Here is a 15,180-nt window from a genome sequence, read left to right on the forward strand (position 1 = left end):
AATGGCCATCCTTAAAATGTTGATAAAACACATTTGATGGGGTTATTAGTTTGTTGAGCGTGTGGAAATTTTGTTTGTTATCTGCACTTTATCCCCGAAGATGCCAAATCACTTTTCTTCATCATGTTCTTACTTTCGTACTCATACATTAGAAAATCTTCGTTCTAAATAGGTGAAGAATTGGAGTATTTTTATGAATTTCTGCTGAATAACGATAAAAAATACATTACATAGCAAACTCAAAGAATATAAAAATCGCTTTTTTCCGGAAGCTTCGGTAAAAAACGAAACTTTTGTCTCTATGATTTTATTTTATAATGTAAACGGTTTCTTATATAGTATACTTATACTATCAATTTGCTCAAGTAGATACTGACAGGAAGGATAGAAAAACAGATGGAATACATAAATACAAGACAAAAAGAGATTTTGTATCTGTTGTTATCTGAACCTGATGACTATTTAGTTGTGCAAGATTTCGCAGATAGGGTACAGTGTTCTGAAAAAACAATCCGGAATGATTTGAAAGTGATCGAGGATTATCTCAATGAGCATTCTCATGCACAGCTTATTCGAAAACCAGGGTTGGGCGTTTATTTACATATAGAAGAACAGGAAAGGACCTGGCTAAGCCAACAATTATATACTGAACATTTTTCTTCTAGGCAGCGGAGCGATGAAGAAAGAATGCTGCACATTGCTTATGACTTATTAATGAATCCGAAGCCTGTTTCCGCAAAAGACATTGCCGCTCGGCATTTTGTCAATCGATCTTCCATTAAAAAGGATTTATACGCAGTAGAAGAGTGGCTGAAGCGTTTTGATCTCACACTGGTTTCTAGGCAGCGGCTTGGATTAAAGGTTGAAGGGAACGAAAGAAATAAAAGAAAGGCATTGGCAAGAATATCTGATTTGATCCACAATACAGCGTTTACCAGCCAATTTATTAAAAGTAAGTTTTTACATTATGAAGTAGACTTTGTGACGAAAGAAATCAAATCATTGCAAAAAAAGCATTCCCTCTATTTCACAGACGAAACGTTTGAAAGTTTGTTGCTGCATACATTGTTAATGGTCCGCCGCATCAAAATGAAGCAGCCGATTTCATTGTCCCCAAAAGAAATGGCGGCAGTAAAAAAGAAGAAAGAATATCAATGGACATTTGCTTGTTTACAGCGGCTTGAACCGGTTTTTGCAATTCGCTTCCCTGAAGAAGAAGCCGTGTACTTAACATTACATATATTGGGCGGTAAGGTTCGTTATCCATTGCAGACAGAAGAGAACCTTGAAAATGCTGTGCTTCCTAAGGTTGTAGGGCATTTAATCAATCGTGTTTCAGAGCTGAAAATGATGGATTTTCATAAGGATCAGGATTTGATCAATGGTTTGAACATTCATCTCAATACTGTGCTGCAACGGCTGAGCTACGACCTTTCTGTAGCAAATCCTATGCTCAATGACATCAAAAAGATGTACCCTTATTTGTTCCACCTCATCATTGATGTTTTGGAAGAGATCAATCAAACTTTTGATCTTCAAATTCCTGAGGAAGAGGCAGCATATTTGACATTGCATTTTCAGGCAGCGATCGAACGGATGCAGTGCAGCAGCGAGACACATAAAAAGGCGATTATCGTCTGCCACATGGGGATTGGGATGTCACAATTGCTGCGGACAAAAATTGAACGGAAATATCACCAAATCGCTGTAATGGCTTGTATTGCAAAGGCCGATTTAAAGGATTATATCAAAAAGCATGAGGATATTGATCTTGTCATATCCACCATTGCGCTGGAGAATATTACGGTTCCCCATATTGTTGTATCTCCGCTTTTAGAGCCTGGCGAAGAGAAGAAATTAAGTGCGTTTATACGTCAGTTGGGCGAATCACACCGCCAAAAACAAAAAACGTTTCAGATGCTGAACAATACGACTCCTTTTTTGGTTTTTTTGCAGCAGGAGGCGGAGCATCGCTACAAGTTAATCGAACAGCTGGCGACAGCTTTGTTTGAGAAAGGCTATGTTGATAAGGACTATGCGGTTCATGCGGTGATGAGGGAAAAAATGTCGGCGACAAATATTGGGTCAGGCATTGCCATTCCTCATGCAAACGCTAAATTTATTAAACAATCAGCAATCGCGATTGCCACATTAAAGGAGCCGCTTGAATGGGGAAATGAAAAAGTTTCGCTCGTTTTTATGCTGGCTGTCAAACACGAGGATCAAACCATGACAAAGCAGCTGTTTAGCGAGCTTTCATATCTTAGCGAGCAGCCGGCCTTCGTCCAGAAGCTGACGAAAGAAGCCAATGTCATGACATTTTTATCTCATTTGGATTATTAAAGCAGGGATTATTCCTTGCTTTTTTTTGTTATAGGGAAAAATGCCTTTATTACCGGAACCTATGGTAAAAAAAGCGATTTTAATGAGCTGATTTCAGTATACAGTTGAGACAAGATCTTATTATTCACACTTTAAAGGAGGTTTCCTATGAAACTGTTAGCGATTACATCTTGTCCGAATGGAATCGCCCATACGTATATGGCAGCGGAAAATCTGCAAAAAGCTGCTGACAGACTGGGCGTTAGCATCAAAGTTGAGACCCAGGGAGGGATTGGTGTTGAAAATAAGCTAACCGAAGAGGAAATTCACGAAGCGGACGCAATCATTATTGCTGCAGACCGCTCGGTAAACAAAGACCGGTTTATAGGCAAAAAACTGCTGTCTGTGGGGGTACAGGACGGCATCCGCAAACCGGAAGAATTGATTCAAAAAGCTCTTAACGGGGATATACCGGTCTATCGTTCCGCTTTAAAATCGGAATCCGGTAATCATCAGGAGAAGAAACAAAATCCAATTTACCGTCATTTAATGAACGGCGTTTCATTTATGGTTCCTTTCATTGTTGTCGGCGGATTATTGATAGCGGTTGCATTAACGCTTGGAGGGGAGAAAACACCTAAAGGCTTAGTTATTCCGGATGATTCCTTCTGGAAAACGATTGAACAGATCGGCAGTGCTTCATTTTCATTTATGATTCCGATTTTAGCCGGCTATATCGCCTATAGCATCGCTGATAAACCGGGACTTGTGCCAGGGATGATCGGCGGTTATATTGCGGCGACTGGAAGTTTTTATGACAGCGCAAGCGGCGCCGGATTCCTCGGGGGGATTATTGCCGGGTTTTTGGCTGGATACGCGGCACTTTGGATCAAAAAATTAAAAGTTCCAAAAGCAATCCAGCCGATTATGCCGATTATTATTATTCCGGTGTTTGCATCACTGATTGTAGGTTTAGCGTTTGTGTTTTTGATCGGCGCGCCTGTAGCTCAAATTTTCGCCTCTTTAACAGTTTGGCTGGCGGGGATGAAAGGGTCGAGCTCGATCCTTCTGGCATTGATTTTAGGGGCGATGATCTCATTTGATATGGGCGGCCCCGTAAATAAGGTGGCGTTTCTGTTTGGATCGGCAATGATTGGAGAAGGGAATTATGAAATTATGGGACCAATTGCTGTCGCCATTTGTATCCCCCCGATTGGCCTTGGCATTGCGACGTTTTTAGGAAAAAGAAAATTCGAGGCATCTCAAAGAGAAATGGGGAAAGCGGCATTTACGATGGGGTTATTCGGCATTACTGAAGGAGCGATTCCATTTGCGGCGCAGGACCCTCTGCGCGTTATTCCAAGTATTATGGCAGGCTCAATGACAGGTTCTGTGATAGCCATGATTGGCAATGTGGGAGACAGAGTGGCGCACGGCGGACCTATCGTTGCAGTGCTTGGCGCAGTTGATCATGTCCTGATGTTTTTTATTGCTGTGATTGCAGGATCTCTTGTCACTGCTCTGTTCGTCAATGTACTAAAAAAGGATATTACGGCGTCTCCTGTGCTCAGTGAAACTGCACCGCCCTCCGCGCCAAGTGAAGCTGCGGCAGCAAATGAAATAAAGCAGCCAATTCAAAGCCAAAAAGCTGAGATGTCGGAATTTAAAAAACTGACAGACATTATCAGCCCGGAATTAATTGAACCAAATTTATCGGGGGAAACGAGGGATGACATCATAGATGAATTGATTCAGAAATTGTCCCGAAGAGGTGCGCTGCTTTCAGAGAGCGGGTTTAAACAAGCCATTTTGAATCGTGAACAACAGGGAACAACGGCGATTGGCATGAATATCGCGATTCCGCACGGAAAGTCTGAGGCGGTCAGGGAGCCGAGTGTTGCCTTTGGGATCAAACGATCAGGTGTTAATTGGAATAGCCTGGATGGATCAGAAGCTAAATTAATCTTTATGATTGCTGTACCGAAAGAGAGCGGGGGAAACCAGCATCTCAAAATACTGCAGATGCTATCTCGAAAGCTAATGGATGACAATTATAGGGAGCGGCTGCTCTCCGTGCAAACAACAGAAGAAGCATACAAGCTGCTAGAAGAAATCGAATAAAGCGGGGGATTTTCATGACGATTGAACCGTTATTTTTCAAGCCTGTTTTCAAAGAAAGAATTTGGGGCGGGACCGCTTTAGCTGATTTTGGCTATACCATTCCGTCACAACGAACAGGAGAGTGCTGGGCTTTTGCCGCGCATCAAAATGGTCAAAGCGTTGTTCAAAACGGAATGTATAAGGGGTTCACGCTCAGCGAATTATGGGAACATCACAGACATTTATTCGGACAGCTTGAAGGGGACCGTTTCCCTCTGCTTACAAAAATATTAGATGCTGACCAGGACTTATCTGTTCAGGTGCATCCGAATGATGAATATGCCAACATACATGAAAACGGTGAGCTTGGAAAAACAGAATGCTGGTACATTATTGATTGCCAAAAAGATGCCGAGATTATTTATGGCCACAATGCAACAACAAAGGAAGAACTAACTACCATGATAGAGCGTGGAGAATGGGATGAGCTCTTGCGCCGTGTAAAGGTAAAGCCGGGGGATTTTTTCTATGTGCCAAGCGGTACTGTTCATGCGATTGGAAAAGGAATTCTTGCTTTGGAGACGCAGCAGAATTCAGACACAACCTACAGATTATATGATTATGACCGAAAAGATGCAGAAGGCAAGCTGCGCGAGCTTCATCTGAAAAAGAGCATCGAAGTGATAGAGGTCCCGTCTATTCCAGAGCGGCATACAGTTCACCATGAACAAATTGAGGATTTGCTTACAACGACATTGGTTGAATGCGCTTACTTTTCGGTAGGGAAATGGAACTTATCAGGATCAGCAAGCTTAAAGCAGCAAAAACCATTCCTTCTTATCAGTGTGATTGAAGGGGAGGGCCGTATGATCTCTGGTGAGTATGTCTATCCTTTCAAAAAAGGAGATCATATGTTGCTGCCTTACGGTCTTGGAGAATTTAAACTCGAAGGATATGCAGAATGTATCGTCTCCCATCTGTAACATGGCAGGGCTTGAGAAATAAATTTGCGAGTGAAGACGCCTATTCTCCAGCAATGATCTAAATAAAATAAGAGTTTAATAGTTGGAGAAGAAATGTTACACTCTTTTCTGTATATGGTAAAGAATGAAAAAACACGATTCGGTTGGTAGTCCGGATGCATTATTGACAATGTCAGTAACCTTCCCCTCCTCGGGATGTCCATCATTCTTTAATATCTTTTATGAGGAGGGAATCGTTATGAAATTAACGATTTACTACGATGGTCAGTTTTGGGTAGGCGTTGTTGAAGTTGTGGACAATGGAAAGCTAAGAGCCTTTCGTCATCTTTTTGGCAAAGAGCCGAGGGATTCTGAAGTATTAGAGTTTGTTCATAACCAACTCCTGAATATGTTGGCCCAAGCTGAGCAGGAAGGAGTTCGTTTACAAGGCAGACGTCAAAAAAAGATCAATCCAAAAAGATTGCAGCGCCAGGTTTCAAAAGAGTTGAAAAACGCCGGAGTAGCTTCTAAAGCTCAAGAGGCGATAAAGCTAGAGCTTGAAGCAAGAAAGCAAAAGAAAAAACAAATAATGAAAGAACAGCGAGAACATGTAAAAGAGCAAAGGTATATGCTCAAAAAGCAAAAAGCGAAAAAGAGACACAGAGGTAAATAATCCAAACAAAAGCAGGCGCAGTGCCTGCTTTTGTAATTAAGGACTCTACTTTGTAACATATAGCCAATGTTTATAATCCGCTGATTTATGATTCAATATAAACCCTAACTTCTCCAAGGTTTTTTGTGAGCCTAGATTATCATGTTCGCATCTTGCGGTGATCCGGTTTACTGTTTCTTGGTTTAATGCCCAGTTTATTAGTTTTTGGGCGGCTTCCACACAATAACCTTTGCGGCGATGACTTTTATTTGTTGCAAAACCGATTTCAATCATGCCATTTTCGTCTGGGTCACCTAAAAATCCAGTTCCCCCAACAATTTCATGACTGTCCTTCTTTACAATAATCCATGAATCAAATCCTTTTGTTCCATTGTTTTTGACTAAAATCTCGCGGAAATAAGGTATCGCTTCAAAAAAATCAGAATTTGGCCATTCACCATTTGTTTCATAACCTAAGTCTTTGATAGCCTGATGATCTTGTTTAGACGCGGCGTCAAGAAGGGGAATATCAATCGTTTTTAATCGTAATCGATTCGTCTCAAGGAGAACCATATATCTAATCCTCTTTTCTTTTTACTGGGAATAATGATAACATATAACAATTTTCTCTGATACCTTGGCAGTAGAGAAAGATGAAAAAATTGAGGGAGATTGAAAGAGTGACAGGTAAGAGTTTGCCCAGACCAAAAACGGGTGGGAAAATACCGATGTTAATGTGTCCCTACCCGTTTTTCTGTTCCTGAATGCAGGGTTTCTGATAACATGTTGTGCTACCTTTTCGCAATCAAATAAAGCGATATGGCTCTTTGGGTTTGCACAGGATTATGAATGATAATGACCCATTGGTTTCTTCGTCTTGGAAAGCTTGCTACAGCATACAATGGAGCAGTATCGCGCGGAGTGAATCCACCATTTATCACGTTGATATCTCTTCCTTCAAGATGACAAACTAAGTATTCACCTGGATTGATGACCTGTTGGTTCGTCCATGCGTAAGAATAAAAGCCGTCTCCAAGATCTTCGGTGGAAGATGGGGGGACAAAGCCATCTACAGTCAACGTGATTTCTCTTCTTCGCTGTCTTTCTGAAAAGTCTGGACTTCTTTGAGGGTTATGAGTATGTGAAAAGTAAGGAATTAACGCAGGGCCATAAAAGTAATGATACAAAGCAACCACTCCTTTATTTTCCATTCATACAAATTGTATGTGGGAGTTATTTGTTCATTCCTGTTTTGTTCCATGTAGTCTAATAATGGGCTATAGGCGTCCAAGGAAATCAATTTGTCCTTTCGTTGATTCAATGCTAGTAACCTTGAAAATGCAGGTTAGGATGATAGAATTTACATATTACTGCAAGAAGTTAGACATACATCATTTTGATAGTGGGTGAAAACAATGGCGAAAAAAATGGCAAAAACAAATGCGGTTCGTCTGATAGAACAGCAGAACATCTCTTATGAGGTATTAGGGTATAAAACAGACGGCCAGCCGGTAGATGGCATCTCTGTTGCGGAAAAAATCGGTTATCCTTTGAAATATGTATATAAAACGTTGGTTGCAGCAGCAGGAACAAATCATTATTATGTCTTTGTTGTACCCGTTGCAGAAGAGTTAGATGTAAAAAAGGCAGCAAAGGTGACAGGGGAAAAGAAAATAGAAATGATTGCAATGAAGGAGCTATTAGCGGTAACTGGCTATCTTCGCGGCGGCTGCTCGCCAATTGGCATGAAAAAATTGTTCCCGACCTATATTGATGCATCTGCAGAAACGCTTGATTTTATCATTGTCAGTGCAGGGAAAATCGGTATGCAGCTAAAGTTGGCGCCACAAGATTTAGCCAAATCATGTGATGCCGCATTTGCAGAAATTGTATAGATGCAGATATAGGGGGAAACAAAAAAGCTTAGTCATATCGATTAAGCTTTTTCCGCATCCCTTTCAAATATGATTTCAAAATAAGCAGCTGCCCCATACCCATCTATACTGGGAGCGAAAATCTGAACAAATCTCCAGCCTCTTTTCGCATAATCATGGATGATTTGCTGGTAGTCTTCTTTAGGCCTTCTTCTCATCGTACTCAGCTCAACTCTTACGAATTCATATTCTTTCATCGTTTGATCCCTCCTATTAAGGTATACGCATAATTGAGCAAGAAGTTCCGAAAACATAGGTTAAGGTCTGCCTCACTAAACACAGGAACATCTTGAAGAGTTAATGGGCTATAAAAACGAATTTCACCGGGTCAGCAGTCCAAATGAATCTCTTGCTTATTGCATTTGACTGAGTATATAAGTAAAAAAAGAGCGGCCAGAACATATAAGAAAGAGATGATCATTAACGCACTCATAACAGGGTAGTGTTTAGCGGAATAGATGAAAAAATCAAGCTGTGAAATTTGTTTGGGGCTGCTGACGGCATCAATTCCATTTAGCAGTTTTGAGAGTTTAGCAGTATAGTTCCAATCAAATCGATCTGAAACAAGCTCGCTTCCTTGATACCAATTAACAGCAGCTAAAAACAGAAATACCATAATAGAAAATCCAAGCTGAACAACTAAAAATATTCCCTTCACTTTTGTATGACCTCCAAATCTATGAATATGGGAAAATCAAACAATATATTACCACCGTAAGGGTTATTCTTGCAATTTCACTTCCATACAACTCAAACGCAAGTCTATTTTTTTGTTTGTTTTTGGCTTATAATACCTGATGATCAGAAAAAGAGTGCGGGTTTATAGATTAGAGAAACAAATGTATTTCTTAGCATTTTTTATTTGTGGAGAGAGTATAGAAGCATTCGATTAGATCTGCTTTTTCACAGAAACGGTTTTCATCTGTTTGCCTGAGCTTTACAATTGGCTGGCAAAAAAACAATGATTTCTTTCAATCAAAACATGCAACGATGCGACACATTTTATATCTTGATGACTTATCTCATTGCCTTTAAGTCATCCTATCGAGAAAGCGATGGTATTTTATGAACAAAGAAACCCTAAAAAACATACTCATGATTTTTTCAATATGCGCAACCCTCCGAGAAACCGATGGTATGCGCATAGCTGATAGCTGGATTTTGAGTGAGATTATACGATTTTTGATTTGCATGGTTGTGTTTTTTGCCATGACATTTCTATTAGATGCTGTTTTTCCAAACAAAAAAGAGTCACATTAATGTGTGGCTCTTTTTGCATCATCTGATCAGAAACATCATAAATGAATCGATCATCATGATGAAGAACAGCAAGCAAAAATAAATAAGCGAGTAGACAAACATATCCTTTGCCCACTTCACGTCATCGTCTATTTTGAATCCCTTGATGCTTTTTTTGATCCATATGCCTCCGAGAACCAAGGCTGCTAAAAAATAAAATGGGCTCATATGGCCGGTGCCGAGAGAGAAAGGAAATAATAGCGTGACCGGCACCAGGACGGCAATATATTGCATCATTTTTATTTTTGTTACATGATTTCCTTTGACTACTGGCAAGAGCGGAATGCCAGCGGCACGATATTCCTCTTTGCGTCTTATCCCAATCGCCCAAAAATGCGGCGGCTGCCACAGAAACATAATCGTGTACAACAGCACTGCTGTCATACTGAAGTCACCGGTTACGGCACAATACCCCATCAATGGCGGCGCAGCTCCTGGAAAGCTCCCGGCAAATGTGCTCCACACAGACGTTCGTTTCACCCATACCGTATAGATGATCGCATAAAAAATAAAGGCGGCGAGTCCGAGAAAGGCCGTTAATGGATTAAGGGAATAAAGCATGGCAAGACCTGCGATTCCTAACACAGAGCCATATGTTAAGATCATGGCTGGCGGCATTTTCCCTGTGACCGAGGCCCTGCTGCGAGTGCGTGCCATTTTTGCGTCCATATGCCGATCAAAATAGTTGTTATAGACAGTGCCGGAAGCCATCACAAACGCGGTTCCCAACATTGCTGTTACCATTGTCATCAAAAAAGCCATGCCGGTTAACGTTTTTTCTGCGCTTGCAAACGCGATCCAAAACCCGCCGAAGGCTGCTATCGAGTTTGATATGATAATGCCGGGTTTTGCAAGTTTGATAAAATCGTAAATGGTTACCCGGTTTGAAGCTTTTATGTATTTTGTTTCAGATATGGCTGCAGAATCTCTTGTATTCTCCAAAAATAGACGCCTCCCCCTAAAACTGCATGCTTTTGTTATCGTAACAAGAGGGATACGGAATCACAATTATTTCCTATATTTGTCATGATATTGTCATTTTTAAAATAAAAAAATGGGGAGCTGGACTGCCCCCATTTTGATATGCGGCGACTAGTAACCGTAACCTCCGCCATATCCTCCGCCATAACCGCCGCCGTAACCGTACCAAGGGTAGTAAGGCGGGCGCGGGCGCGGGTAGTAATAAGGCGGGCGCGGATAAAACGGGTAGAACGGATAATAATAAGGCTGATAAAATGGCCGTCTCGGACGCGGATAATAATAAGGCTGTCTTTCATCATAAGGGGTAATTTGTTCAAATGGCTGTTCATTCAAAGGGTAATCCAAGAGGAAAACCTCCCTAGCTTTTTTTATTCCTTTTACCATATTCTTGATGCTTAAGTTGGGTGTATGTACATTTATGAAACTCGGTTTTTTTATGATGAAATTCCTTAAAAAGGATTGACATGAACTTCTAAATCTCATAGTATTACAAATGTGAAATAAATGTTACTACAATGTTACAAAAGCATTTCTAAATAGATACAGTTCCAACTGATGAAGAGTAAATCGAAATGGCTACGAAAGAAGGAGTTTTTGTTGTTGGCAAAAAGAATCAAATGGTTTCATGTATTAATAGCAGTTGTATGTGTGGTGGGCCTTATCGGCTTTTTCCATAATCATTCATTGAAAAAAGAAACGGTCATGAATAAAGTAAGAACTGATTCTCAATATGGGAATGTTGAGATCGCAACGCTTGTGAATGACGGGAAAACTTTTAATTACGCGGTTAACTATCCCGTTTTCAAAAATGAAAAAATGGATTCGGCATTAAAAAGATTCGCAGAAAAAGAGGTTCGTCAATTTCAAAAGGAAACAAAAGACGTTGACCAAGAGCATACGACAAAACGCAACGAATTAAATGTTGATTATAAAATTGTCCATTATGCCAAACAGACAGTGGCGATTGTATTTAATGAATATAAATACATCGGCGGGGCACACGGGCAAACCGTGAAAAAAACGTTTAACTATGATTTTAGTAAACAAGCGTTTCTTTCCATTGATGATATTTTCAAAGAGGACGCTGACTACCTACATAAGCTTTCGTTAATCGCTTATCACGAACTGAAAAAGAATAAGGACATTGCAGCGGACGATGCACTGTTAAAGGAAGGGACGGCTCCGAAAAAAGAAAATTTCAGCCGCTTTGCCATCAAGGAGGATTATATCGAACTTTACTTTGACACATATCAGGTTGCAGCAGGCTATCTTGGAGAGCAATCGATTGCCATTAAGAAAAGTCTTTTGAAAGACATTCTGAAAGAACAATATATTGATAAAGCAAAAAATAAAAATAAAATCAAAGAACAAAAGCCGAAGCATGAAGTGATTTCTTTACCCAAAGAGGAAACGGTTGATCCAAATCAAAAAGTCATTGCGCTTACTTTCGACGACGGCCCGAATCCTGCGACAACAAATCAGATTCTAGACTCCTTGAAGAAATATAAGGGTCATGCCACGTTTTTTGTTTTGGGGAGCAGGGTTCAATATTATCCGGAAACGCTAATAAGAATGCTGAAAGAAGGAAATGAGGTGGGGAACCATTCATGGAGCCATCCACTTCTCACAAGGCTTTCAGTGAAAGAAGCGTTAAAGCAGATCAATGACACGCAAGACATCATTGAAAAAATAAGCGGATACCGCCCGACGCTTGTAAGACCCCCATACGGCGGCATTAATGATGAACTGCGGAGTCAAATGAAAATGGATGTTGCGTTATGGGATGTTGACCCGGAAGATTGGAAAGACCGTAACAAAAAAACAATCGTTGACCGTGTCATGAGTCAGGCGGGAGATGGAAGAACCATTTTAATTCACGATATTTACCGCACCTCTGCTGATGCGGCCGATGAAATTATGAAAAAGCTCACCGATCAAGGATATCAATTGGTGACGGTTTCTCAGCTTGAAGAGGTTAAAAAACAAAGAGAAGCGAAATAAATTACAAAAGGCTGTCCGTACGGACAGCCTTTTTTCTATTTAATAAGAGCCTGTGGTGGCCCAAACATTTAAGTTTGGCCCTGAATACTTGCCGAAAGCGTAAGAAGTCCTTGGATCTAAATCATATACCATCGGTGTATAGCAAGACTTTTGGCCGGCCACCGCTTTTCCATTGCCGCCTGCAGAATCACAATTATATCTCTTGCCGTCCGTGTTTCGGGTAATCTCCGCATTTGCTTCAAAGCCAGACGTCAATATATTATTCATCGTGATTTTTGCCCAAGCCGTTTTACATGTACTGCTGAATTTAAGCTCAACTACTCCGATGACTTGATTGCTGGCATTCACTAAGTTTGAGGATTTTTTTGTAGAGCCGGTGGACGCACAATCATTGTAATAAGGGCTTTTTCCATCGTAGGCATGGGTTTCCGCATTGGCGGGTACACCTTTGACGGCAAAAACAAATACTACTGCAAATAACACCAATGAAGCCTTCGTAAACAGTCTTTTCATATCCTTTATGACCTCCTTAATATGGCAAACAATAAATCATACGGAGGAACAATCAAAACATGCATGCTTTTTTGTGAACAATAAAGGCGGCCGGGAGGATGGAGTTATTGGCCGCCTTTGGTGTGAGGTTAAGCTTTTACATCAATGGTTTGTCCGAGAGTCGGATGCTGAATCATCTTTAAGGTTTGATCGGCATTTTGCTGGGCGGTGTCCAGCATTTTTTTCGTTAAAGCGATATTAACATTCTGGGCAAGGGATGCTTGATGCATTGCAACTGATAAAGCAGGAATATCCATCGTTCCACCTCCTATGCCTTACCTATCGGCGGGTTTGTATGATTTTACAGTGAAAAATGGCTTAATTTTCGCTGTTGACCCTTACGCTGCGGCATATCGTATGTTTTTGACAAGGAGGGAATCAGGATGAATCTAGTAATGGAAAAGATCTTTGAGCAATACGAAAAGCTGTTTTCAATGGAAGAACAGAAAAGAGAAGATGTATTTCGGTATACGATGATGAGGCCGTTTGAAAAGATGTGGACCGCCATCCAAGTTCCGCTGAAAGCGAAGGAGCCAAGCTATGATGTGATCATGGCTGCGAAAATGCTGGGCTATTTGGATGTCCGTGATGCTGAAAGCGGCCAGAAAGCACTACAAATACTGAAAGAATCACATGTTTCAGAGACAGCTGAATCTGCACTTCGGCAATGCATATTTTTTGCTGAGCGCGAACAGCTGCGGGTGAATGCAGAGGAGATCAAATTCGGCCTTTATATCGCTGATCCAAATAAACTTCAGCTGCAAAAAGGCTACTGCGGGTTTGGCGGGATACCGGGCTTTATTCATGTATGGATTGATCCGAACCGTTATAACCTGCCAAGGATTCCTTCAATTATTGCTCATGAGTTTCATCATCATGTGCGGTTTTCGTATATAGATTTTCATCACGGCTCTGTAAGTGTCGGGGATTATCTTGTGATTGAAGAATTGGCGGAATCATTCGCCAGAGAGCTGTTTGGGAACGATTGGGCCCTTGGGTTACTCGTTTTGATCATGAAGATTTGCAATATTCCATTGATGTGATCAATGAGGTGCTGGATGTGAAAGGATTTTCGGAAGTCAGCCGTTATATGTTTGGTGATCCAATTGCTAACGACCAAGGCTTTAAGCCTGCAGATTTATCGGCTTTTGCGGGTTATGCAGTTGGCTATCATGCCGTTCAGTCATTTATGAATCAACATCATATCACGATAAGCGAGGCCACGCGTTTGGATGCGAAGACCATTCTTTCTCAGTGCGGATTGTTTTCCAAATGAAAAAAAGCGTCACATACAGCGGCGCTTTTTGATTCCCAAAACCAGCAGTTCTATGGCGGCACAGGCGGCAATTCCGATTGTATATGCTTCGATATCGCTCCATAAAAAACCGTACCCCAGTACAAGCCCGCCAAGAGAAGTATCCCTAATCTGGTCGATCCATTCAGCATGATAGAGCTGGCTGAATTCAATGACAAAACAGAAAGAAAGACTGATAATGCCCGTTATCATTGTCTTCAGCTTCCGAAATAGAAATCCGCATCCCGTAAAGATCATGGCGGCCCACAACGAGTCCCCAAGATAAGTATTGAGGGTATCAGGAAGAACACTGGAGTATGCTCTGGATCCAAGCCCCAGCCCAATGATCAGTAAGGTGAAAACTGCATATATCCAACGATTTCGCTTCATTGCGAATTGATACCCCGTCTCTGCTTCATCTCCCTGTATTGTAAGGAATATAGCTTTTATTTGTCCACTAAAAAAGCGGCTGAATAGCCGCGTAGGGTGTTTATTTTGCTTTTAGGTTTACATGGTCGGCTGTCTGATCCGTGCCTATTACAAAATGGAGTTCATAGCGGCCTGTATCATATACATAATCGATTTCATCGGTAAACGGGACGGTTAACACCCGATTTGCTGGCCCTAATTGCTTCTGCAGCACTTCCGGCGTAACTCCGCCTAAATTCAGCTGCCGTTCCACACCGGTTCCAAAGTAGCGGATTTCTGAAATTGTCATGTCTTTATGATAGGAAAATCCGTAGCCCGGCTGTCCCATATTCCAGTGATATAAATCAAATCGATTGTCTCCACCGACTGGCCTTTCCGGTTCTCCAAACGCAGCGTGGACATCCCCTTTTGTGCTTTTGTTAATGGTAAGGCCTTGCGCCTGCTGAGGCATTTCCCCTTTATAGGCGGTGTTATAGAGGTTTTTGACAAGCTCGGCGGCTGATTGATTCGTGTTTTCTGAGAGCGTGTTTGTTTGAGCTGCGGCCTTTGCCGGTGCTGAAAAGGACGCAGCCCCAAAGCCGGTAAAACAGCTTGTTACTGCTGCCGCAGCGGTAATAGCAGACATTGTCTTTTTCATGTTGATCCCTCCTTATT

Annotated in this window: 16 protein-coding genes and 1 pseudogene; 7 read left to right on the forward strand and 10 right to left on the reverse strand. The window is 41.4% G+C overall.

Features of this window, described 5'->3' with window-relative positions; all coding sequences use genetic code 11:
- Positions 1–396: 396 nt before the first annotated feature.
- The 4 genes from manR (at position 397) to QF06_RS04995 (ending at position 6,057) form a co-directional block, all read left to right on the forward strand.
- Complete coding sequence (manR, locus tag QF06_RS04980) at positions 397–2,343, forward strand: mannose transport/utilization transcriptional regulator ManR (protein ID WP_041850961.1); 1,947 nt, start codon at positions 397–399, stop codon at positions 2,341–2,343.
- A 147-nt stretch (positions 2,344–2,490) separates the two neighbouring features.
- Positions 2,491–4,443, forward strand: a complete 1,953-nt coding sequence (manP, locus tag QF06_RS04985; RefSeq protein WP_041850960.1) for a PTS mannose transporter subunit IIABC — start codon at positions 2,491–2,493, stop codon at positions 4,441–4,443.
- 14 nt (positions 4,444–4,457) lie between these two features.
- Positions 4,458–5,405 (forward strand): mannose-6-phosphate isomerase, class I, encoded by a 948-nt coding sequence (manA, locus tag QF06_RS04990; protein WP_041850959.1) that lies wholly within the window; start codon positions 4,458–4,460, stop codon positions 5,403–5,405.
- 169 nt (positions 5,406–5,574) lie between these two features.
- A complete protein-coding gene (locus QF06_RS04995) occupies positions 5,575–6,057 on the forward strand; it encodes a YjdF family protein (RefSeq protein WP_080332610.1) in 483 nt (160 codons plus the stop codon).
- Between the two features lie 45 nt (positions 6,058–6,102).
- Here the strand turns inward: QF06_RS04995 and QF06_RS05000 are convergent, their stop codons facing one another.
- On the reverse strand, positions 6,103–6,609 hold the full coding sequence (locus QF06_RS05000) for a GNAT family N-acetyltransferase (protein WP_041850957.1): 507 nt from the start codon (positions 6,607–6,609) through the stop codon (positions 6,103–6,105).
- A gap of 218 nt (positions 6,610–6,827) precedes the next feature.
- Positions 6,828–7,223, reverse strand: coding sequence for a hypothetical protein (locus QF06_RS05005; protein WP_009967031.1), 396 nt, complete (start codon positions 7,221–7,223; stop codon positions 6,828–6,830).
- Positions 7,224–7,451: 228 nt separating this feature from the next.
- Here QF06_RS05005 and ybaK point away from each other — a divergent pair, with 228 nt between their 5' ends.
- A complete protein-coding gene (ybaK, locus tag QF06_RS05010; RefSeq protein ID WP_041850956.1) occupies positions 7,452–7,931 on the forward strand; it encodes a Cys-tRNA(Pro) deacylase in 480 nt (159 codons plus the stop codon).
- Between the two features lie 41 nt (positions 7,932–7,972).
- Here ybaK and QF06_RS05015 read toward each other — a convergent pair whose 3' ends face one another.
- From QF06_RS05015 to cotT, 4 genes are all read right to left on the reverse strand, one after another.
- Entirely contained in the window at positions 7,973–8,167 is a 195-nt protein-coding gene (locus QF06_RS05015) for a DUF4177 domain-containing protein (protein WP_003232825.1), read from the reverse strand.
- 131 nt (positions 8,168–8,298) lie between these two features.
- Positions 8,299–8,628 (reverse strand): YjdJ family protein, encoded by a 330-nt coding sequence (locus QF06_RS05020; RefSeq protein WP_003232822.1) that lies wholly within the window; start codon positions 8,626–8,628, stop codon positions 8,299–8,301.
- 620 nt (positions 8,629–9,248) lie between these two features.
- Positions 9,249–10,250 (reverse strand): heme o synthase, encoded by a 1,002-nt coding sequence (gene cyoE / locus QF06_RS05025; RefSeq protein ID WP_170948340.1) that lies wholly within the window; start codon positions 10,248–10,250, stop codon positions 9,249–9,251.
- 111 nt (positions 10,251–10,361) lie between these two features.
- Entirely contained in the window at positions 10,362–10,595 is a 234-nt protein-coding gene (gene cotT, locus QF06_RS05030) for a spore coat protein CotT (RefSeq protein WP_043940096.1), read from the reverse strand.
- 252 nt (positions 10,596–10,847) lie between these two features.
- Here cotT and pdaC point away from each other — a divergent pair, with 252 nt between their 5' ends.
- Positions 10,848–12,251 (forward strand): peptidoglycan-N-acetylmuramic acid deacetylase PdaC, encoded by a 1,404-nt coding sequence (pdaC, locus tag QF06_RS05035; RefSeq protein WP_032725486.1) that lies wholly within the window; start codon positions 10,848–10,850, stop codon positions 12,249–12,251.
- 39 nt (positions 12,252–12,290) lie between these two features.
- Here pdaC and QF06_RS05040 read toward each other — a convergent pair whose 3' ends face one another.
- Positions 12,291–12,764, reverse strand: a complete 474-nt coding sequence (locus QF06_RS05040) for a YjfA family protein (protein ID WP_043940097.1) — start codon at positions 12,762–12,764, stop codon at positions 12,291–12,293.
- A 128-nt stretch (positions 12,765–12,892) separates the two neighbouring features.
- The gene (locus QF06_RS21000; protein ID WP_014476499.1) at positions 12,893–13,060 is read right to left on the reverse strand and encodes a YjfB family protein; all 168 of its coding nucleotides are present in this window, start codon (positions 13,058–13,060) and stop codon (positions 12,893–12,895) included.
- A 126-nt stretch (positions 13,061–13,186) separates the two neighbouring features.
- On the opposite strand from QF06_RS21000, the pseudogene QF06_RS05045 reads away from it, so the two are divergent.
- Positions 13,187–14,079: pseudogene (locus QF06_RS05045) on the forward strand (DUF2268 domain-containing protein).
- 9 nt (positions 14,080–14,088) lie between these two features.
- Here the strand turns inward: QF06_RS05045 and QF06_RS05050 are convergent.
- The gene (locus QF06_RS05050; protein WP_041850954.1) at positions 14,089–14,487 is read right to left on the reverse strand and encodes a ribosomal maturation YjgA family protein; all 399 of its coding nucleotides are present in this window, start codon (positions 14,485–14,487) and stop codon (positions 14,089–14,091) included.
- A gap of 100 nt (positions 14,488–14,587) precedes the next feature.
- The gene (locus QF06_RS05055) at positions 14,588–15,163 is read right to left on the reverse strand and encodes a YjgB family protein (RefSeq protein WP_014476503.1); all 576 of its coding nucleotides are present in this window, start codon (positions 15,161–15,163) and stop codon (positions 14,588–14,590) included.
- Between the last annotated feature and the right edge of the window lie 17 nt (positions 15,164–15,180).

This window comes from Bacillus sp. YP1 (assembly GCF_000877815.1).
Classification (GTDB): Bacteria; Bacillota; Bacilli; order Bacillales; family Bacillaceae; genus Bacillus; species Bacillus subtilis.